The organism is Proteus sp. TJ1640, assembly GCF_003144445.1.
Taxonomy (GTDB): Bacteria; Pseudomonadota; Gammaproteobacteria; order Enterobacterales; family Enterobacteriaceae; genus Proteus; species Proteus penneri.
Genome location: NZ_PENY01000022.1, coordinates 1 through 17,831, shown reverse-complemented (window position 1 = coordinate 17,831; position 17,831 = coordinate 1). Strand labels below are relative to the sequence as shown.

16 protein-coding genes are annotated in these 17,831 nt (G+C 38.7%); 8 read left to right on the top strand and 8 right to left on the bottom strand.

From position 1 onward, the window contains the following. Positions 1–4 precede the first annotated feature (4 nt). From lpxB to tilS, 6 genes are all read left to right on the top strand, one after another. Positions 5–1,177, top strand: coding sequence for a lipid-A-disaccharide synthase (gene lpxB / locus DK861_RS09510; RefSeq protein ID WP_109399934.1), 1,173 nt, complete (start codon positions 5–7; stop codon positions 1,175–1,177). Then, a complete protein-coding gene (gene rnhB / locus DK861_RS09505) occupies positions 1,177–1,767 on the top strand; it encodes a ribonuclease HII (protein ID WP_006535883.1) in 591 nt (196 codons plus the stop codon). Before lpxB ends, rnhB begins: the two co-directional genes overlap by 1 nt. A 21-nt stretch (positions 1,768–1,788) precedes the next feature. Further along, positions 1,789–5,271 carry a DNA polymerase III subunit alpha gene (gene dnaE / locus DK861_RS09500; protein ID WP_109399933.1) on the top strand — a complete coding sequence of 1,161 codons (3,483 nt, stop codon included), beginning with the start codon at positions 1,789–1,791 and terminating at the stop codon, positions 5,269–5,271. Between the two features lie 12 nt (positions 5,272–5,283). Further along, complete coding sequence (gene accA, locus DK861_RS09495; protein ID WP_072064253.1) at positions 5,284–6,243, top strand: acetyl-CoA carboxylase carboxyl transferase subunit alpha; 960 nt, start codon at positions 5,284–5,286, stop codon at positions 6,241–6,243. A gap of 239 nt (positions 6,244–6,482) precedes the next feature. Continuing rightward, on the top strand, positions 6,483–7,226 hold the full coding sequence (locus DK861_RS09490; RefSeq protein WP_109399932.1) for an SDR family oxidoreductase: 744 nt from the start codon (positions 6,483–6,485) through the stop codon (positions 7,224–7,226). Between the two features lie 167 nt (positions 7,227–7,393). Beyond that, positions 7,394–8,725 (top strand): tRNA lysidine(34) synthetase TilS, encoded by a 1,332-nt coding sequence (tilS, locus tag DK861_RS09485; RefSeq protein WP_109399931.1) that lies wholly within the window; start codon positions 7,394–7,396, stop codon positions 8,723–8,725. A gap of 33 nt (positions 8,726–8,758) precedes the next feature. Here the strand turns inward: tilS and rof are convergent, their stop codons facing one another. Beyond that, positions 8,759–9,019 carry a Rho-binding antiterminator gene (gene rof, locus DK861_RS09480; RefSeq protein WP_109399930.1) on the bottom strand — a complete coding sequence of 87 codons (261 nt, stop codon included), beginning with the start codon at positions 9,017–9,019 and terminating at the stop codon, positions 8,759–8,761. A 261-nt stretch (positions 9,020–9,280) separates the two neighbouring features. Between rof and nlpE the strand changes: the two genes are divergently transcribed. Beyond that, positions 9,281–9,961, top strand: coding sequence for an envelope stress response activation lipoprotein NlpE (nlpE, locus tag DK861_RS09475; RefSeq protein WP_109399929.1), 681 nt, complete (start codon positions 9,281–9,283; stop codon positions 9,959–9,961). A 324-nt stretch (positions 9,962–10,285) separates the two neighbouring features. Here the strand turns inward: nlpE and DK861_RS09470 are convergent, their stop codons facing one another. The 7 genes from DK861_RS09470 to metN form a co-directional block, all read right to left on the bottom strand. Then, complete coding sequence (locus DK861_RS09470; RefSeq protein ID WP_109399928.1) at positions 10,286–10,681, bottom strand: YceK/YidQ family lipoprotein; 396 nt, start codon at positions 10,679–10,681, stop codon at positions 10,286–10,288. A gap of 363 nt (positions 10,682–11,044) precedes the next feature. Beyond that, positions 11,045–12,760 (bottom strand): proline--tRNA ligase, encoded by a 1,716-nt coding sequence (gene proS, locus DK861_RS09465; RefSeq protein ID WP_109399927.1) that lies wholly within the window; start codon positions 12,758–12,760, stop codon positions 11,045–11,047. A gap of 207 nt (positions 12,761–12,967) precedes the next feature. Further along, complete coding sequence (gene tsaA, locus DK861_RS09460) at positions 12,968–13,675, bottom strand: tRNA (N6-threonylcarbamoyladenosine(37)-N6)-methyltransferase TrmO (RefSeq protein ID WP_109399926.1); 708 nt, start codon at positions 13,673–13,675, stop codon at positions 12,968–12,970. Continuing rightward, entirely contained in the window at positions 13,672–14,082 is a 411-nt protein-coding gene (gene rcsF / locus DK861_RS09455) for an Rcs stress response system protein RcsF (protein WP_082147373.1), read from the bottom strand. Before rcsF ends, tsaA begins: the two co-directional genes overlap by 4 nt. Before the next feature lie 130 nt (positions 14,083–14,212). Further along, positions 14,213–15,028 carry a MetQ/NlpA family lipoprotein gene (locus DK861_RS09450; protein ID WP_109399925.1) on the bottom strand — a complete coding sequence of 272 codons (816 nt, stop codon included), beginning with the start codon at positions 15,026–15,028 and terminating at the stop codon, positions 14,213–14,215. A 66-nt stretch (positions 15,029–15,094) separates the two neighbouring features. Continuing rightward, positions 15,095–15,748, bottom strand: coding sequence for a methionine ABC transporter permease MetI (locus tag DK861_RS09445; protein WP_072064246.1), 654 nt, complete (start codon positions 15,746–15,748; stop codon positions 15,095–15,097). Further along, positions 15,741–16,772: a methionine ABC transporter ATP-binding protein MetN gene (metN, locus tag DK861_RS09440; protein WP_109396158.1), complete on the bottom strand. Its 1,032-nt coding sequence runs from the start codon at positions 16,770–16,772 to the stop codon at positions 15,741–15,743. Before metN ends, DK861_RS09445 begins: the two co-directional genes overlap by 8 nt. 188 nt (positions 16,773–16,960) lie before the next feature. Here metN and gmhB point away from each other — a divergent pair, with 188 nt between their 5' ends. Continuing rightward, a complete protein-coding gene (gmhB, locus tag DK861_RS09435) occupies positions 16,961–17,527 on the top strand; it encodes a D-glycero-beta-D-manno-heptose 1,7-bisphosphate 7-phosphatase (protein ID WP_109399924.1) in 567 nt (188 codons plus the stop codon). Positions 17,528–17,831 lie beyond the last annotated feature (304 nt).

The window sequence follows — 17,831 nt, the reverse complement described above, 5'->3', positions numbered from 1 at the left end:
GGATATGACCTTGTCAGGCCAATTATCTACTACTCAGTGTCCGTTAGTTATCGGCTTAGTTGCTGGTGAAACGTCCGGTGATATCTTGGGCGCGGGATTAATCCGCGCTCTAAAAAAAATGCATCCCAATGTTCACTTCGTCGGTGTTGCAGGGCCTCTTATGCAAGCTGAAGGTTGTGAAGCTTGGTATGAGATGGAAGAGCTTGCCGTCATGGGGATCGTTGAAGTTCTTGAACGATTACCTCGCTTATTAAAGATCAGAAAAGATCTCACTCAACGATTTTCAGAATTAAAGCCAGATGTTTTCGTGGGGATCGACGCGCCTGATTTTAATATCACTCTTGAAGGTCGTTTAAAGCAAAAAGGGATCAAAACTATTCACTATGTCAGTCCATCTGTGTGGGCTTGGCGTCAAAAACGTGTTTTCAAAATTGGTAAAGCGACAGACTTAGTGCTTGCTTTTCTTCCTTTTGAAAAAGCGTTTTATGATAAGTATCAGGTTCCTTGTCGCTTTATAGGCCATACAATGGCTGATGCCATAGCTTTAAATCCAGATAAAAAAGCGGCTCGTGAACATCTAGGAATATCTGAAGAAACACCTTGTTTAGCTCTTCTTCCCGGTAGTCGTCATGCTGAAGTTGAGATGCTGAGTGCTGATTTTATAAAAACAGCACAGTTGCTAAAACAGCAGATCCCCTCTCTTCATATTGTTGTGCCATTAGTTAATGCTAAGCGACGAGCCCAATTTGAACAAATACATCAAAATGTGGCACCTGAGCTTGAGATACAACTTCTTGATGGGCAAGCAAGAGAAGCAATGACAGCGAGCGATGCGACTTTGTTAGCATCAGGGACGGCTGCATTAGAATGTATGCTAACAAAATGTCCGATGGTCGTTGGCTATCGCATGAAACCATTTACTTTCTGGTTAGCAAAACGGTTAGTTAAAACGCCTTATGTCTCTTTACCTAATCTGTTAGCTGGCCGAGAAATTATTAAAGAGTTATTGCAAGAAGAGTGCGAACCTTCAGCGTTAGCGCAACAACTTTTACCTCTTTTAACTGATGAAGAAAAAGTACATCAATTAAAAGAGATATTTTTACAGCTACATAGCGCCATTCGTTGTAATGCGGATGAACAAGCAGCAAATGCAGTATTAGAATTGGTAGAGAAATAATGGAATTTGTATATCCAAAAGCAAATCTTATTGCTGGAGTTGATGAAGTTGGTCGTGGCCCATTAGTGGGAGCAGTAGTTACGGCTGCTGTTATCCTTGATCCAGCAAATCCAATTGAAGGATTAACAGACTCCAAAAAGCTAACAGAAAAAAAGCGTAATGCCCTTTATGACGAAATAAAAGAAAAAGCATTATGTTGGGCGATAGGCCGTGCAGAGCCTGAAGAAATTGATGAATTAAATATTCTTTGGGCAACTATGAAAGCAATGGAACGTGCTGTTGCAGGATTATCAATAACGCCTGATATGGTTTTAATTGATGGTAACCGTTGTCCTAAATTACCAATGGCCTCTCAAGCGGTTATCAAAGGTGATAGTTTAGTTCAAGAAATTAGTGCAGCTTCTATACTTGCTAAAGTGACTCGTGATAGAGAAATGGAAGAGTTAGATAAGCTTTATCCTGATTATGGTTTTGCTAAACATAAAGGGTATCCAACTGTTTTCCATATGGAAAAACTAGCCTTATTAGGGGCAACACCCTATCATCGAAAAAGTTTTGCGCCTGTAAAACGTGCTTTAAATTTAAAGTAATCCACAGAGTAATTAAATACTATGGCAGATCCTCGTTTTATCCATCTTAGGGTACACAGCGATTATTCAATGATCGATGGATTGGCAAAAACAGGGCCTCTTGTGAAGAAAGTGGCTTCGCTGGGAATGCCTGCTTTTGCGATTACTGATTTCACTAACTTATGTGGATTAGTGAAATTTTATGGTGCTGCACATGGTGCGGGCATTAAACCTATCATTGGTGCTGATGTTTACCTTGAAACAGAATTATTAGGTGATGAATATGCTCATCTCACTATTCTTGCACGCAATAATGTAGGGTACCAAAATCTTACTTTACTGATTTCAGAAGCTTACAAACACGGTTATGGAGCTGCCGGACCGACGATTAAACAAGAGTGGCTAACAACCTATAAAGAAGGTCTCTTGTTGCTTTCTGGTGGCAGAATGGGGGATGTCGGGAAGTTTCTACTTCGAGGGAATCGAGCTTTAGTTGATCAGTGTCTTGAGTATTATCAAACTCATTTTCCCGATAGTTATTATCTAGAACTTATTCGTACAGGTCGTACTGATGAGGAAACTTATCTTCATGAAGCTGTTGCGCTGGCTTCTGAAAAAGGCCTGCCTGTCGTTGCAACCAATGATGTCTGTTTTCTCGATAGTGATGACTTTGACGCACATGAAATTCGTGTCGCAATTCATGATGGTTTTACGTTATCTGATCCCAAACGTCCTAAGAATTATAGTCCTCAGCAATATATGCGCACAGAAGAAGAAATGTGTGAATTATTTGCTGATATACCTGAAGCACTAGAAAACAGTGTTGAAATCGCTAAACGCTGTAATGTCACGATCCGTTTAGGGGAATACTTCCTTCCTCAATTTCCAACAGGGAATATGAGTACCGAAGATTTCCTTGTTAAAAAATCACAAGAAGGTTTAGAAGAGCGTCTAGCCTTTTTATTTCCAGATCCCGAAGAGCGGAAAAAAAGACGCCCTGAATATGATGAACGTCTTGATATCGAGCTGAAAGTAATTAACCAGATGGGATTCCCTGGTTACTTCCTTATCGTGATGGAGTTTATTCAGTGGTCTAAAGATAACGGTGTTCCTGTTGGTCCTGGGCGCGGTTCAGGTGCGGGTTCACTCGTGGCTTATTCGCTGAAAATAACAGATCTTGATCCTCTTGAATTTGACTTGCTTTTCGAACGTTTTCTTAACCCTGAACGTGTTTCGATGCCTGACTTTGACGTCGATTTCTGTATGGAGAAACGCGATAGAGTTATTGATCACGTTGCTGAAATGTATGGTCGTGATGCCGTATCTCAGATTATTACATTTGGTACGATGGCGGCAAAAGCAGTTATTCGCGATGTTGGCCGTGTTTTAGGGCATCCTTACGGTTTTGTTGATAGAATTTCAAAACTGGTTCCTCCTGATCCGGGAATGACGTTAGAAAAAGCGTTTGCAGCAGAACCTCAATTACCTGAAATTTATGAAGCCGATGAAGAGGTCAAATCTCTTATTGATATGGCTCGTAAATTAGAAGGGGTGACACGTAATGCAGGTAAACACGCGGGTGGTGTTGTTATATCACCAACGAAAATTACCGATTTTGCACCACTTTACTGTGATGCCGAGGGAAATAACCCTGTTACACAATTTGATAAGAATGACGTTGAATACGCAGGTCTGGTTAAATTCGACTTCTTAGGTTTAAGAACACTCACCATTATTAACTGGGCATTAGAGATGATTAATGCCCGACGAGCTAAAAAGTCTCTCGAACCTGTTGATATCTCAGCAATATCATTGACAGATCAGCGCAGTTTTGACATGTTGCAGCGCTCAGAGACAACCGCGGTATTCCAGTTAGAATCTCGTGGCATGAAAGATCTTATCAAGCGACTACGTCCAGACTGTTTTGAAGATATGATCGCACTTGTTGCCCTATTCCGCCCAGGGCCATTGCAATCAGGTATGGTTGATAACTTTATTGACCGTAAACACGGTGTTGAAGAAATTTCATACCCTGATGTTAAGTGGCAACATGAAAGTCTACAGCCCGTTTTAGAGCCTACTTATGGCGTTATCTTATACCAAGAACAAGTTATGCAAATTGCACAGGTTCTTGCGGGATATACGCTAGGCGGTGCGGATATGTTGCGACGGGCTATGGGTAAGAAAAAGCCTGAGGAGATGGCAAAGCAACGCTCTGTTTTTGAAGAAGGTGCTATCAAAAATGGTGTCGATGGTGAATTAGCTATGAAAATCTTTGACTTGGTGGAGAAATTTGCCGGTTATGGATTTAACAAATCGCACTCAGCAGCTTATGCCTTGGTTTCCTATCAAACATTATGGTTAAAAGCCCACTATCCGGCTGAATTTATGGCTGCAGTAATGACCGCAGATATGGATAACACCGAAAAAGTCGTGGGATTAGTGGACGAATGTTGGAGAATGGGATTAAAAGTTCTACCTCCTGATATTAATAGTGGACTTTATCATTTTCACGTAAATGATGAAGGTGAAATCGTTTATGGTATTGGTGCCATAAAAGGTGTGGGTGAAGGTCCAATTGAAGCAATTGTAGAAGCGCGTCAACAAGGCGGCCACTTTAAAGATATTTTTGATCTCTGTGCTAGAACAGAAACGAAAAAATTGAATCGCCGAGTGATGGAAAAACTGATAATGTCAGGCGCATTCGATAAGCTGGGGCCCCATCGAGCTGCTTTGATGTCTTCATTAGAAGATGCATTAAAAGCCGCAGACCAACATGCCAAAGCTGAAGCAATAGGGCAATCTGACATGTTCGGCGTGTTAGCTGAAGCACCGGAACAAGTTGAGCGCTCTTATGCCAATATACCTAAATGGCCAGACCAAGTTGTTTTAGAAGGTGAGCGAGAGACTTTAGGTTTATATTTAACAGGTCATCCGATCACGCGTTATTTAAAAGAAATTGAACGATATGCGGCAGGAACGCGTCTAAAAGATTTAGTACCAACACCCCGCGGTCAAATGGTGAAGGTAGCAGGTTTAGTACTTGCTTCTAAAGTATTCACAACGAAACGTGGAAATCGGATCGGTGTTTGTACCTTAGATGATAGTTCAGGCCGCTTAGAAATTATGTTATTTTCTGATGCATTGGATAAATACCAACATTTATTAGAACAAGACAAGATTTTAATTGCTACTGGGCAGGTCAGCTTTGATGATTTCAATGGTGGGCTTAAAATGACAGTCCGCGAACTTATGGATATCAACGAAGCCCGTGAAAAATATGCACGAGGACTTGCTATCTCGTTATCGGACAGGCAAATTAATGAGCAATTATTAAATCGTCTTCGCGGCGTTTTAGAACCTCATCGTTCAGGCACGATACCGGTTCACCTTTATTTTGAAAAGCATGATGCCTGTGCACGTTTACGATTTGGTGCGACTTGGCGTGTTACGCCAACGGATATGCTTTTAACGGATCTGCGAACTCTGCTGGGTAATGAGCAGGTAGAATTAGAATTTGACTAAAATAGGAATGTTATGAGTCTTAATTTTCTGGATTTTGAACAGCCAATTGCCGAGTTAGAAGCGAAAATTGATTCGCTCACTGCAGTTAGCCAACATGATGAAAAAATCGATATCAATATCGATGAAGAAGTCTCACGTTTAAGAGAAAAAAGCCTAGAGTTAACACGTAAGATTTTTTCAGATCTTGGTGCATGGCAAGTGGCACAACTTGCGCGTCATCCATTAAGACCTTACACACTGGATTATATTCATCGTATTTTTACTGATTTCCAAGAATTAGCGGGTGATCGTGCTTATGCTGATGATAAAGCGATTGTTGGTGGTATTGCGCGTTTAGATGGCCGTCCAGTGATGGTTATTGGACATCAAAAAGGGCGTGAAACAAAAGAAAAGATTCGCCGTAATTTTGGTATGCCTGCACCTGAAGGTTATCGCAAAGCACTGCGTTTAATGGAAATGGCGCAACGTTTCAATCTTCCTATCATCACCTTTATTGATACTCCGGGTGCTTATCCTGGTGTTGGTGCTGAAGAACGTGGTCAATCAGAAGCAATTGCACGTAATTTACGTGAAATGTCACGCTTTAATGTCCCAATTATCTGTACGGTTATTGGTGAAGGCGGTTCTGGCGGAGCATTAGCGATTGGTGTTGGTGATAAAGTGAATATGCTGCAATACAGCACTTATTCTGTTATTTCGCCAGAAGGTTGTGCATCCATTCTTTGGAAAAGCGCAGATAAAGCACCATTAGCCGCTGAAGCGATGGGTATCACTGCGAACCGTTTAAAAGAGCTTAAGCTAATTGATACGGTTATTCCAGAGCCTTTAGGTGGTGCGCATCGCCACTATGATGAAATTGCCGCTTCATTAAAAGCGCAAATTCAATCTGATTTAGTAGAATTAGATGCGTTTGAATCAGAAGAGCTAACAAATCGTCGTTACCAACGTTTAATGGAATACGGCTATTGCTGATCTAATTATATCTGAATCAATTCTGATGAACCTCATGTTAATCACATGGGGTTTTTTTTGATTTTCTGAAAACTATCTCTATTGAGATAATTAAACCAAGTGATATTAACAATATATATTATATATCAGTATGTTAAGTCCATCTCAAAAACAATATTAATTCTAATTTCCACTAAAAGAATAATAATCAATAGCTATTATTTTATAAGGTCATTTAATTCTTTAATAAGGAAAACGCGATGATATCGTTTAGTGGAAAAGTAGGAATTATTACAGGCGGTAGTAGCGGGATTGGCTTAGCTTCTGCAGAAAAGTTTTTATCCTTAGGTGCATCAGTTATTATCACTGGCAGTAATTTAGCTCGAGGGCAAAAAGCAGAAAAATACCTAAAAGAAAAAGGGTTTTCGGGTGAATTTATACAAATGGATGTGAGAAGTGAAAAAGATAACGAACAGCTTATTGATTATGTGGTAAATAAATATGGGCGGCTGGATTTTATCTTTGCTAATGCAGGTATTTTAACTGATAACATCGCAGATAAATTAGAGTATGAAAAATGGAAAGAGGTATTAGATGTTAATCTTAATGGACTCTTTCTGATTAATCGTGCAGCAATTCAATATTGGCTAAAAAACGACTTGTCAGGTGCAATTGTTAATTGCAGTTCGATTTGCACTTTTGTTAGTCAACACGAATTTCCTGCCTATTGTGCGTCAAAAGGTGGGGTTAAATTACTGACACAAACACTTGCCATTGATTATGCAAACAAAGGTATTCGCGTTAATGCGGTTTGCCCAGGGTATATTGAAACACCTTTATTAGATGAACGTGAGTTCGATAAGCAAAAGTTAGCGACACTACACCCTATTGGTCGCCTTGGTACGCCAGAAGAAGTGGCTAATGTTGTGGCCTTTTTGGCTAGTGACGCAGCTTCGTTTGTCACTGGAGCCTCTTATTTGGTCGATGGTGGTTTTACTGCGTAAATTATGTTTATTGAAGGCAGAATGGTGTTTATTCTGCCTTATTTTCTACATTAAAAATGCAACGTCTTAAATCTTACATTTATTTTTCAGGACTACTTTGTATTCGTGCAAAATCGGCTAGAAAAGCTTAACATAATCATCTGAATTCACTGATAAATGACGATACAATGAAACAGAAATACGGTTTGCTCCTTAAAGAAATCAAACAACAAATTGATCCTTTCACTAAAATCTTGGTGGGTTTTAGTGGTGGAGTAGATTCTACAGTTTTATTACAAGGGCTTGTACGTTTACGTGATGAATTTCAATTACCTTTAGAATTAACGGCTATCTATATTCATCATGGATTAAATATCAAAGCAGATGATTGGCTTGCCCATTGTAAACAATGTTGTCAGCAATGGCGTGTTAATTTTATCAGTGAAAAAGTGAATGTAGATCCTAAAGAAGGCGGTCTTGAAAATGGAGCAAGAGAGGCGCGTTATCAAGCATTTCGCCGATATTTACAGCCACAGCAAGTGTTAGTGACTGCTCAGCACCAAGATGATCAAGCTGAAACTTTTTTATTAGCTTTAAAGCGAGGCAGTGGTCCTGCTGGACTTTCCTCAATGCCTGCCAAAATGATGTTTGAGAATAGTTATTTACTTCGACCATTACTTAATATAACACGTGAACAAATTGAATTTTATGCTACTGAACAAGAGCTAGATTGGATAGAGGACGATAGTAATCAAGACGACAGCTATGATCGTAATTTTTTACGTTTACGAGTTATGCCATTATTAACGCAACGATGGCCCCATTTTTCGCAATCGGTGACTCGTAGTGCGGCACTGTGTGGTGAGCAAGAAGCCCTATTGGATGAGCTGTTGGAGCCAGAACTTAACGCTTTAATGGATAGCGAGCACAGTTTAGACATCAAGCAACTTGCTCTTTGTAGTGTGATAAAACGTAATGCGTTATTAAGGCGTTGGTTCGCTCAACATACTAAAACCATGCCTTCTAGACAACAAATTTTACGATTATGGCAGGAAGTTGCTTTAGCCAAAGCTGATGCAGAGCCTAAGTTACAATTTTATCAAGATGAAGTGAGACGTTATAAACAACGCCTTTATCTTGTACCAATAATCGATGATCCTGTTAATAAAATTATTGAATGGTCACTTACTCAATCACTGTCTTTACCTAGTGGATTAGGGGTTTTATCACTAACAACTGCAACAGGAAAAAATACCGTTAGAGCACCTTCAAAGGATGAAAAAGTCACCGTTCGTTTTGGTTTGACACAAGCATCTTTGCGTATTGTGGGGCGAGAGCACGCTCGACATAGTAAAAAGATTTGGCAAGAGCTTGATGTTGCGCCTTGGCGTAGAACACGAATTCCATTAATTTATTATAATGATACGTTAATTGCAGCTATTGACACATTTGTTACTTTTGAGGGGAAAGCAACATCAGAACACGCTATTACTATTGAGTGGCGAAAGGCTTATGAATGAACAACCGCCTGTTGGCGGCTGTTCTTTATTCGGTTATTCCGATTTGATAATGATTGTCCCAAGTTCGGGATTAGAAAAACTGGCAATAACATCCAGTCGTAAATCTTTAGCGCCTTCAGATGTTTTGACTTTTAGGTATTCAACCTTTTTGCTTAAGAAAAGATCATCAGCAATGCCTTCAATAAGCTCACCATCATGTAATTCAATATGGAGTGCTAAACCACGCTGGCATGCTAACTCCAGATACTCATAATCATCACAGTTAATTGGTTGATATTCTGTATTTGTTGACATATTCCCTCACCACTCTTTCGTGGCGGTGTTGCCGCCAGTGAATAATTCAGAATAAAATCATTATGCTGTTATTCGATGTGAGCACAATAGTTATTATAATAATTTTCTGAAATAGTGCTTTATTCGAAGCGATTTGAGAAATAATTAACATTATGGGTGCATTTATCTTAAAGCTTGTTTTATTGCCCCTTTTTATCTTAAAAAATGTTAGAATTATATTGAAAATGATTTATTAAAAAGTACCCAGAATGTAGGGAGTTGATGATGGGGAAAAAATTTTTATTTGCAGCCGTTGCTGCTGGGTTATTTGTACTGTCAGGTTGTCAAAATAATATTGGCTTGTCACTTGATGGAAAAATTGTAGACCAAACTTACAACAGTATTCTGCCTTGTGCCGATTGCTCTGGTATCGACACAACAATTCTTGTTAATCAAGATGGCTCTTATGTTATGGAGCAAAGCTATCAAGGTTTACCTGATGAGAAACGTAGTTTCTTTGAATCGGGAACATGGGTATTAGGTAAAGATAAGCTGACGTTGACTAATAGCTATGGTGAGAAAAGCTATTATTTACCTCGCGAAGATAAATTAGTTATGCTTGATATTGATGGCAACGTTATTAATTCAGAGCCAAATTATACCTTAGCTAAAGTTCAGCCTAAACAGCTTGCAGGTGAATATACCTATTTTGCCGATGCAGGTACGTTTAAAGATTGTCAATCAGGGCGCGTTTACGCAGCCAGTGGCATTGAATTGGAAAAAGGTTATTTCTCAACCGGTGTTGAGGGTGGAACACCTGTTTACCTCGAAGTTAATGGTTATTACAGTATTCGACCTTCGATGGAAGATGGCCAATTTGATCGAGCACTAGTGGTTACAGACGAGAAGCCTCGGTTTAATCGCCATGGCTCTTGTGGAAATCACCGTGGTGGTAGAAGCTGAGTTTTAGTAGTTTTGCTTTAATAAAGAAACGCCTAATGAATAGTCTTGCGTTTATTAGACAGTTTAAATGAGTTAAGTAAAGACTGAGTCCGGTATTGAGCTGAACTCAGTCTTTTTCATTTTAGGTCTATCTGTGCAGTATTATTGTATTTGATATATTCATAAAGTATTTTTTCTAATTCATCTATCTCTTTAAATTGCTTAGTATAAAAATTTTATTTTTAATATATCAAAGAAATTTCCTATTACTGCATTATCTAAATAATTTCCTTTTCGTAATACTTTTTAAATAACCTATTGTTTTAAATATATTACAATAATAGCTTATTTTGTATTGTTCTCTAGCCAACGCTGATGAGTAGAAGAAGCTGGAGAGGGAGTAGTGGAAGGCGTTAATGTTGATTGTTTCTGATCATCTGAAATACTTTCAGTTTCTTGTTTATGTCTATTAGGTTCTGCGGTATGCGCTTTTTCTTTCTGGACTTTTATTACATGATCAATTGGAAGAAGGGCGGTATCAAGGACAACATCAATAGGCAAACTGATAATTGAGAATATCGGGTACATTCCGAAAGTAACCAACCAAATTACAGGTTCGCTGATAACTTCGGCATCAGCATCAGTACCTCGGTAATAATCATTATTACTCTTCGCTCTATTTAATGTTCCACATCCAGATAATATAAAAATAATACTAATTATTGCTCCAAGCCTTTTCATAATATTTCCTATGTAAATTTAAAATAATAGAAAAATAGTGAGTTAAAATAGCCATTTGTATAACAAAATAAGAAATAAGATACTCGCTTTAATTTCTATTTATTATTAGAGCATTCTGATCTTTTCGATATAAAAAAAATAGCTAACGGCGCTATCATGAGATTTGGGACAAAGAATCTCAACATATCGAATGAGTGCTTATCAGCGGTATATTACTTTGTATTGGAAATTGAGCAGGAAGGAAACGTATAAAAAAGAGGTAATTGGCAATTGATATATTATTCTTATTGCAATAACAAGCGTGTCGGAGAGGACACGCTTGTTATTTATTAATTAAGCCTCATAAAATAAGAGGCTTAATTATTAAGCGAGTTGCTCTTTGATAAAAGCAACAACATCGTCAACATTGACTAGTGATTTATCATCACTACGACGTGCTTTATATTCGATTTGGTTGTTGTCTAAGTTACGATCACCAATTACGATCGTGTGTGGAATACCGATAAGCTCCATATCAGCAAACATGACACCTGGACGTTCTTTACGATCATCAAATAGAACATCAATACCTTGAGCGCGTAATTCGTCATAAAGTCTGTCAGCAACTTCTTTAACACGATAAGAACGATGCATATTCATTGGTAAAATAGCAACTTGGAATGGTGCAATCGCATCTGGCCAAATAATACCGCGTGCATCATGATTTTGTTCAATAGCTGCAGCAACGATACGAGTTATACCAATACCATAACAACCCATAGTAACGATTTGATTATGGCCTTCTTCGTTTTGTACGGTTGCTTTTAATGCTTCTGAGTATTTTGTGCCAAGTTGGAAGATATGACCAACTTCAATACCACGTTTGATTAGCAACGTTCCTTTGCCGTCTGGGCTTTGATCACCTTCAACAACGTTACGGATGTCAGCAATTTCAGCAACAGGCAGGTCGCGCTCCCAATTGATACCAAAATAATGTTTACCATCAACGTTTGCACCTGCACTGAAATCACTCATTACAGAGACAGAACGATCCATAATAACGGGTAGTGGTAGATTAACAGGGCCTAGTGAACCTGGGCCTGCGTTTACAGCTTGGCGTATTTCGGCTTCAGTAGCGAAAGTTAAAGGTGATGCAACGATAGCGCATTTTTCTGCTTTAACTTCATTAAGTTCGTGATCGCCACGGACTAATAATGCAACTAATGGGTGACCACTTTCTTTTGTACCATGAACAATCAGTGTCTTAACTGTTTTTTCAATTGGTAGATTGAACTGTTCGACTAATTCAGCAATTGTTTTAGCGTTGGGTGTATCCACTAAACGTAATTCTTCAGTTGCAGCTGCTCGTGGCGTCGCAGGCATGACTGCTTCTGCTAATTCGATATTGGCTGCATAGTCAGAGCCAGTCGAGAAGACAATATCATCTTCACCGCTGTCTGCTAAAACTTGGAATTCATGAGAGGCATTACCACCGATCGAGCCAGTATCTGCAAGTACTGGACGGAAATCTAAACCAATACGTGAGAAAATTTTGCTGTAAGCCTCGTACATTCTGTCGTAAGTCTCTTGTAAAGACTCTTGAGAGATATGGAATGAGTAAGCATCTTTCATGATAAATTCACGAGAACGCATAACACCAAAACGAGGGCGTACTTCATCACGGAATTTAGTTTGAATTTGATATAAGTTCAGTGGAAGTTGTTTGTAAGAGGTAATTTCATTACGAACAATATCTGTAACGACTTCTTCATGAGTCGGGCCTAAAACAAATGGGCGCTCGCCTCTGTCTGAAAAACGCAGTAATTCAGGGCCATACTGTTCCCAGCGACCACTTTCTAGCCATAAGTCAGCGGGTTGAACAACGGGCATTGAAATCTCAAGTGATCCAGCGTTGTCCATCTCTTCACGAACAATTTTTTCAATTTTTCTTAGAACACGAACCCCTGTCGGCATCCAATCATAAAGACCAGATGCGAGTTTACGGATCATGCCTGCGCGAAGCATAAGTTGATGGCTGACAATTTCTGCATCAGCAGGTGTCTCTTTTAAAGTAGAGAGCAAATAGTGGCTAGTACGCATTATTAGGTTCCATTAGAACAAAAATACTTAGGCTGACTGTCACGCCAGTCTACATCAATATAATTAGAAAAGGACTTTAGTCTACCAGTGACTTAGGTCTGCCAAAAGGGGCAAAGCATTTTTTTCAATCTGATTTGTCTAAAGACATGCGAATGACTCTCAGATTAGATTATTCATGATAGCAATATCAATGAAGATAATAGCAAGTTATCGCGGTTCTATACTAAGAACAAGTGTCTGTTGTTCATTCACTTGCCAGCGAATATTAAATTCGAGTAAGTGTACCGCATAGATCCTATCACTTTGCTCATTTTTTTTATAAGCAGGGCGAGGATCTTGTTGTAATACTTGAGTAATAAAACGAGAAAGATGAGGATATTCGTTCGCATAATGTTGCAGTTGTTCTAATGCAACCTGCGAAAAGAAAACAGGCATTTCATTATCTGGTGCTTCTTGTGCAAATCCTGCAATTGCATTTGGGCGAGATTCTGCAAAGGGTAAATAAGGCTTAATATCAAGAATAGGCGTGCCATCAACTAAATCGAGGCTACCTAGTTCTAAAATAACAGATTGATTCTCGGTATTTACTTTTTTCAATTCAACCAATGACATACCAATTGGGTTGGGGCGAAAGGTTGAGCGAGTTGCAAATACACCAACTTTGGCGTTACCGCCTAATCTAGGGGGGCGAACGAGTGGATGCCAACCATGTTGTGCTGTTTGATGAAAAACAAAGATCAACCAAAGGTGGCTAAATTGCTCTAAACCTCTAACTGTATCAGGGTGATTATAAGGTGTATGTAGAATAAGTTGCCCGCCGCCATCCTGGATTAATCCAGGTTGGCGTGGAACGGCAAATTTTTCTTTATAAGGGCTCGAAATATACCCTATAGGATTCATTTGGTAGGTGTTCATTTAGTAATAAGTAGTGCAGTGCCTTCACAAATAGCAGATTGGTAGCAACCTAAGCCTGTGACAATTTGGCATTCATGTAACAAAACGGCATTTGCATTTTTGTAGGCTGCTTTTGTTGCCATTCTTTTTTTAGCAATAGGCAAACTTGCTGGTGGATCTTGTAATGTTTGGCGACAAGACTCACCGGCGACAATACCGAGATCTTTAAATGGAGCGCCTAAAAGATCTTCTGTTTTTTCAACGATACGCACTGAAGGTAAAGTTTGTGATTTAGGTTTTTGTGGTTGCCCAGGTTTATTTAAACGCATATCCGTAAATTTAGACTGATCAACATCAGATGAATTCTGCATTGAACAACCTGTCATAAACAGCGCCATGATGCCAAGAAGTAGCAAGCGCATGTGCATGGGTAATATCCTCTTTATTATTGTCTATACAAAAATTAAACGGCTATAATTTAATGCAAATTAGCCAAGTAAAAAAGAGAAAGGCGAACAAATGTCCGCCTTTTTTATAATTAAGTTAAATATTGACGTATTACCAGCCTTTTACTGCACCGCCGTTAAAGATTTTATTTGCAGCACTATCCACTTCATCTGTTTGATAGGCTTGAATAAATTTCTTCACATTCTCACTGTCTTTATTATCTTCACGTGCAACAATGATATTTACATATGGAGAGTCTTTATCTTCAACGAAAATACCGTCTTTAGCTGGTGTTAAATTGACTTGGCTTGCATAAGTAGTGTTAATGACCGCTAAGTAGATTTTTTGATCATCTAATGAGCGAGGTAATTGCGGTGCTTCTAATTCAACTAATTGTAATTTTTTAGGGTTTTCAATAATATCGAGCTTAGTAGGTAATAGACCTACGCCATCTTTTAATTTAATTAACCCAACTTTTTCTAATAACAGCAGTGAGCGACCTAAGTTTGTTGGATCATTAGGAATAGCCACTTGTGCTTCATCAGGTAAATCGGCTAAATCAGTAATCTTTTTAGAATAACCCGCGATAGGATAAATAAATGTATTTCCTACAGCTGTTATTTTGTAATTGCGATCTTTAATTTGTTGGTCTAAATAAGGTTTATGTTGGAACGCATTAATGTCGATATCACCACGACTTAATGATTCATTAGGCATGACGAAGTCATTGAAAGTAACGAGTTCTACATCAAGACCATATTTATCTTTAGCAACTTGTTTTGCTACTTCTGCAACTTGTTGCTCAGAGCCAGAAATAACACCAACACGAATATGGTTTGGATTTTTTTCTTTTTCACCACAACCAGCTAATGCTAATGCGCCAATTAAAGCACTTACGACTGCGAGCGATTTAAATTTCAATGACATACATTTACCCTTATTTGATCCGTTAATTAAAAGGTTTCGATTTAATAATTAAAACCTTCAATCTAATTATTTATGTGTTGTCAGCTTCACTAAGCGATCGCCGAAAAACTGAATGATAAAAACAAGAATAACGAGTAGAACAATGACAATATTCATTACCGTTGCATTATAGCCAACATAACCATATTGATAGCCAATTTGACCTAAACCACCTGCACCAACAGCTCCCCCCATTGCTGAGTAACCCACTAATGTAATTAGTGTAATAGTTGCAGCATTAATCAAGCCTGGTAAAGATTCTGGTAATAAAACTTTCTTAATGATTTGCATTGGTGTTGCACCCATAGAACGAGATGCTTCAATTAATCCTTGTGGGATTTCCAATAGCGTATTTTCGACCATGCGAGCAATAAAAGGTGCAGCAGCGACAGTTAATGGCACGATAGCCGCTTGCAAGCCAATAGATGTTCCTACAACCAAGCGAGTAAAAGGGATCATCCATACAAGTAAGATAATAAAAGGGATAGCCCTAAAAATATTCACAAGTGCTGAGATCACACGATAGGCAGGTGGATTTGCCATAATTTGTTCAGGACGAGTGACATAAAGTAAAACACCAAGTGGTAGCCCGATGATAAAACCAAAGAAGCCTGAAACGAAGGTCATGACTAAGGTTTCCCAGATCCCACTAATTAATAAATAAATCATTCCTTCAGACATAACCGAGAACCTCTACTTTCACATGATGCTCTTCTAAAAACGCAATCGACTTTTCAGTATTACCATTCTTACCATGTAGCTCAGCTAACATCACACCAAACTTAACACCGCCGGCATAGTCCATTTGTGAACTTAAAATATTAATATCTGCGTCAAAACGACGCGCAACAATGGACATTAATGGCGCATCAACTGATTGACCGTTAAATTCAAGTTTTAATAATGGGAATAACCCTTCCTCCCACTCTGGTTTCATACGTTCTTTATAATCTTCAGGAATATCCAATTGCAGTGTTGATTGGATAAAAGCCTGAGAAACCGGTGTTTTAGGATGAGAGAAAACGGCACTCACTGCATCACTTTCAACTAATTCACCACCACTTATGACTGCAACCTGATCACAAATACGTTTTACAACGTCCATTTCATGAGTGATTAATAAAATGGTGAGGCCTAAACGACGGTTAATATCTTTTAGTAATTCTAAAATAGAACGTGTTGTTGCTGGATCAAGGGCGCTAGTTGCTTCATCACACAATAAAACGTTTGGTGAATTTGCTAATGCGCGTGCAATTGCAACACGTTGCTTTTGCCCACCAGATAAATTTGCTGGATAATACTCTTTCTTATCTGACAAACCGACTAATTCAAGTAACTCATTAACACGCTTATTAATTTCAGTACGTGGTGTACTATCAAGTTCTAATGGTAGAGCCACATTATCAAATACTGTACGAGAAGACAGTAAGTTGAAATGTTGGAAAATCATACCAATGCCACGACGTGCTTTTGTTAATTCTTTATCAGATAACTTAGTGAGATCACGACCATCAACAAGCACTTCACCTGAAGTTGGTTTTTCTAACATGTTCACACAACGTATTAATGTACTTTTACCCGCTCCTGACGATCCGATAACACCAAAAATCTGCCCTTGTGGTACATGCAGGTTAATGTTTGATAGCGCTTGTATTGAACGCTCTCCCTGCTTAAACACTTTGTTTATATTCGTCAGTTTAATCATGTTTTTCTTTATATAAGTAGATATGGGACATAAAGACTATTCTGCCCGAGTTAAAATAGATGTTAAGGCGTCTAGACGTCCAAGTCAATAAAAAAGAGTTGACGAGTAATAAAGAAAGCTATGGATATCATTCTCTATATAAGAAAAAACATGCGATACTAATAAAAATGTCTAAATGGAGTAATGTTGTGAGCAAGGGGATTTCTGCGATTTTTTTAGATCGCGATGGAACTATTAATATAGACCATGGTTATGTGTCTGAAATTGATAACTTTGAGTTTATCGATGGCGTTATTGAGGCAATGGCTGAATTAAAAGCGATGGGATATGCCTTGATACTCGTGACTAATCAATCGGGCATTGGTCGTGGCTACTATAGTGAAGATCAATTTTTACATTTAACTGAATGGATGGATTGGTCTTTGGCTGATAGGGGGGTTGATTTAGATGGTATCTATTATTGTCCCCATCATCCTGACGCCACTGTAGAAGAATATAAGAAAGAATGTGATTGTCGCAAACCAGCTTCAGGTATGTTTATGGATGCGAAAGCACAATTAAATATAGATATGGCTTCTTCTTATATGGTTGGCGATAAAAAAGAAGATATGTTGGCGGCAAAAGCTGCAGGAGTGGGGCATAAAATTCTTGTTCGTACAGGAAAAGAGATAACTGAAGAGGCACAACAGTGTGCAGATTTTGTTCTCGATAGCCTTGCAGACTTGCCAAAATGGCTAAAAAGCCACAAAAAATAGGCACTTCGTTTAATTTACCAACAAACAAACATTTTTTTTAAAAAAACTATTGCCAGCCTCAGAAAACTCCCTATAATGCGTCCTCGTTGTCACGGCACAGGGCGCTAAGCGAACTGACTGAGAGAACAAAAAAATAAAGTGAAAAGCCTTGAAAATAAACGCTTGACACTGAATGAGGAAGATGTAGAATGCACCTCCTCGCAACAACGCAGAAGACCGGAAGCGGCAGCGAATGTTGCACTGCTCTTTAACAAATTATCAGACAATCTGTGTGGGCACTCGCAGAGACGATATCTTCTAAAAT

What these genes read in the sequence shown, in the direction of transcription:
- proS (WP_109399927.1), bottom strand. Translation starts at nt 12,760, where the DNA reads ATGCGTACTAGCCACTATTTGCTCTCTACTTTAAAAGAGACACCTGCT.
- DK861_RS09490 (WP_109399932.1), top strand. Translation starts at nt 6,483, where the DNA reads ATGATATCGTTTAGTGGAAAAGTAGGAATTATTACAGGCGGTAGTAGC.
- tsaA (WP_109399926.1), bottom strand. Translation starts at nt 13,675, where the DNA reads ATGAACACCTACCAAATGAATCCTATAGGGTATATTTCGAGCCCTTAT.
- dnaE (WP_109399933.1), top strand. Translation starts at nt 1,789, where the DNA reads ATGGCAGATCCTCGTTTTATCCATCTTAGGGTACACAGCGATTATTCA.
- tilS (WP_109399931.1), top strand. Translation starts at nt 7,394, where the DNA reads ATGAAACAGAAATACGGTTTGCTCCTTAAAGAAATCAAACAACAAATT.
- rcsF (WP_082147373.1), bottom strand. Translation starts at nt 14,082, where the DNA reads ATGCACATGCGCTTGCTACTTCTTGGCATCATGGCGCTGTTTATGACA.
- lpxB (WP_109399934.1), top strand. Translation starts at nt 5, where the DNA reads ATGACCTTGTCAGGCCAATTATCTACTACTCAGTGTCCGTTAGTTATC.
- accA (WP_072064253.1), top strand. Translation starts at nt 5,284, where the DNA reads ATGAGTCTTAATTTTCTGGATTTTGAACAGCCAATTGCCGAGTTAGAA.
- rof (WP_109399930.1), bottom strand. Translation starts at nt 9,019, where the DNA reads ATGTCAACAAATACAGAATATCAACCAATTAACTGTGATGATTATGAG.
- DK861_RS09470 (WP_109399928.1), bottom strand. Translation starts at nt 10,681, where the DNA reads ATGAAAAGGCTTGGAGCAATAATTAGTATTATTTTTATATTATCTGGA.
- DK861_RS09450 (WP_109399925.1), bottom strand. Translation starts at nt 15,028, where the DNA reads ATGTCATTGAAATTTAAATCGCTCGCAGTCGTAAGTGCTTTAATTGGC.
- DK861_RS09445 (WP_072064246.1), bottom strand. Translation starts at nt 15,748, where the DNA reads ATGTCTGAAGGAATGATTTATTTATTAATTAGTGGGATCTGGGAAACC.
- nlpE (WP_109399929.1), top strand. Translation starts at nt 9,281, where the DNA reads ATGATGGGGAAAAAATTTTTATTTGCAGCCGTTGCTGCTGGGTTATTT.
- rnhB (WP_006535883.1), top strand. Translation starts at nt 1,177, where the DNA reads ATGGAATTTGTATATCCAAAAGCAAATCTTATTGCTGGAGTTGATGAA.
- metN (WP_109396158.1), bottom strand. Translation starts at nt 16,772, where the DNA reads ATGATTAAACTGACGAATATAAACAAAGTGTTTAAGCAGGGAGAGCGT.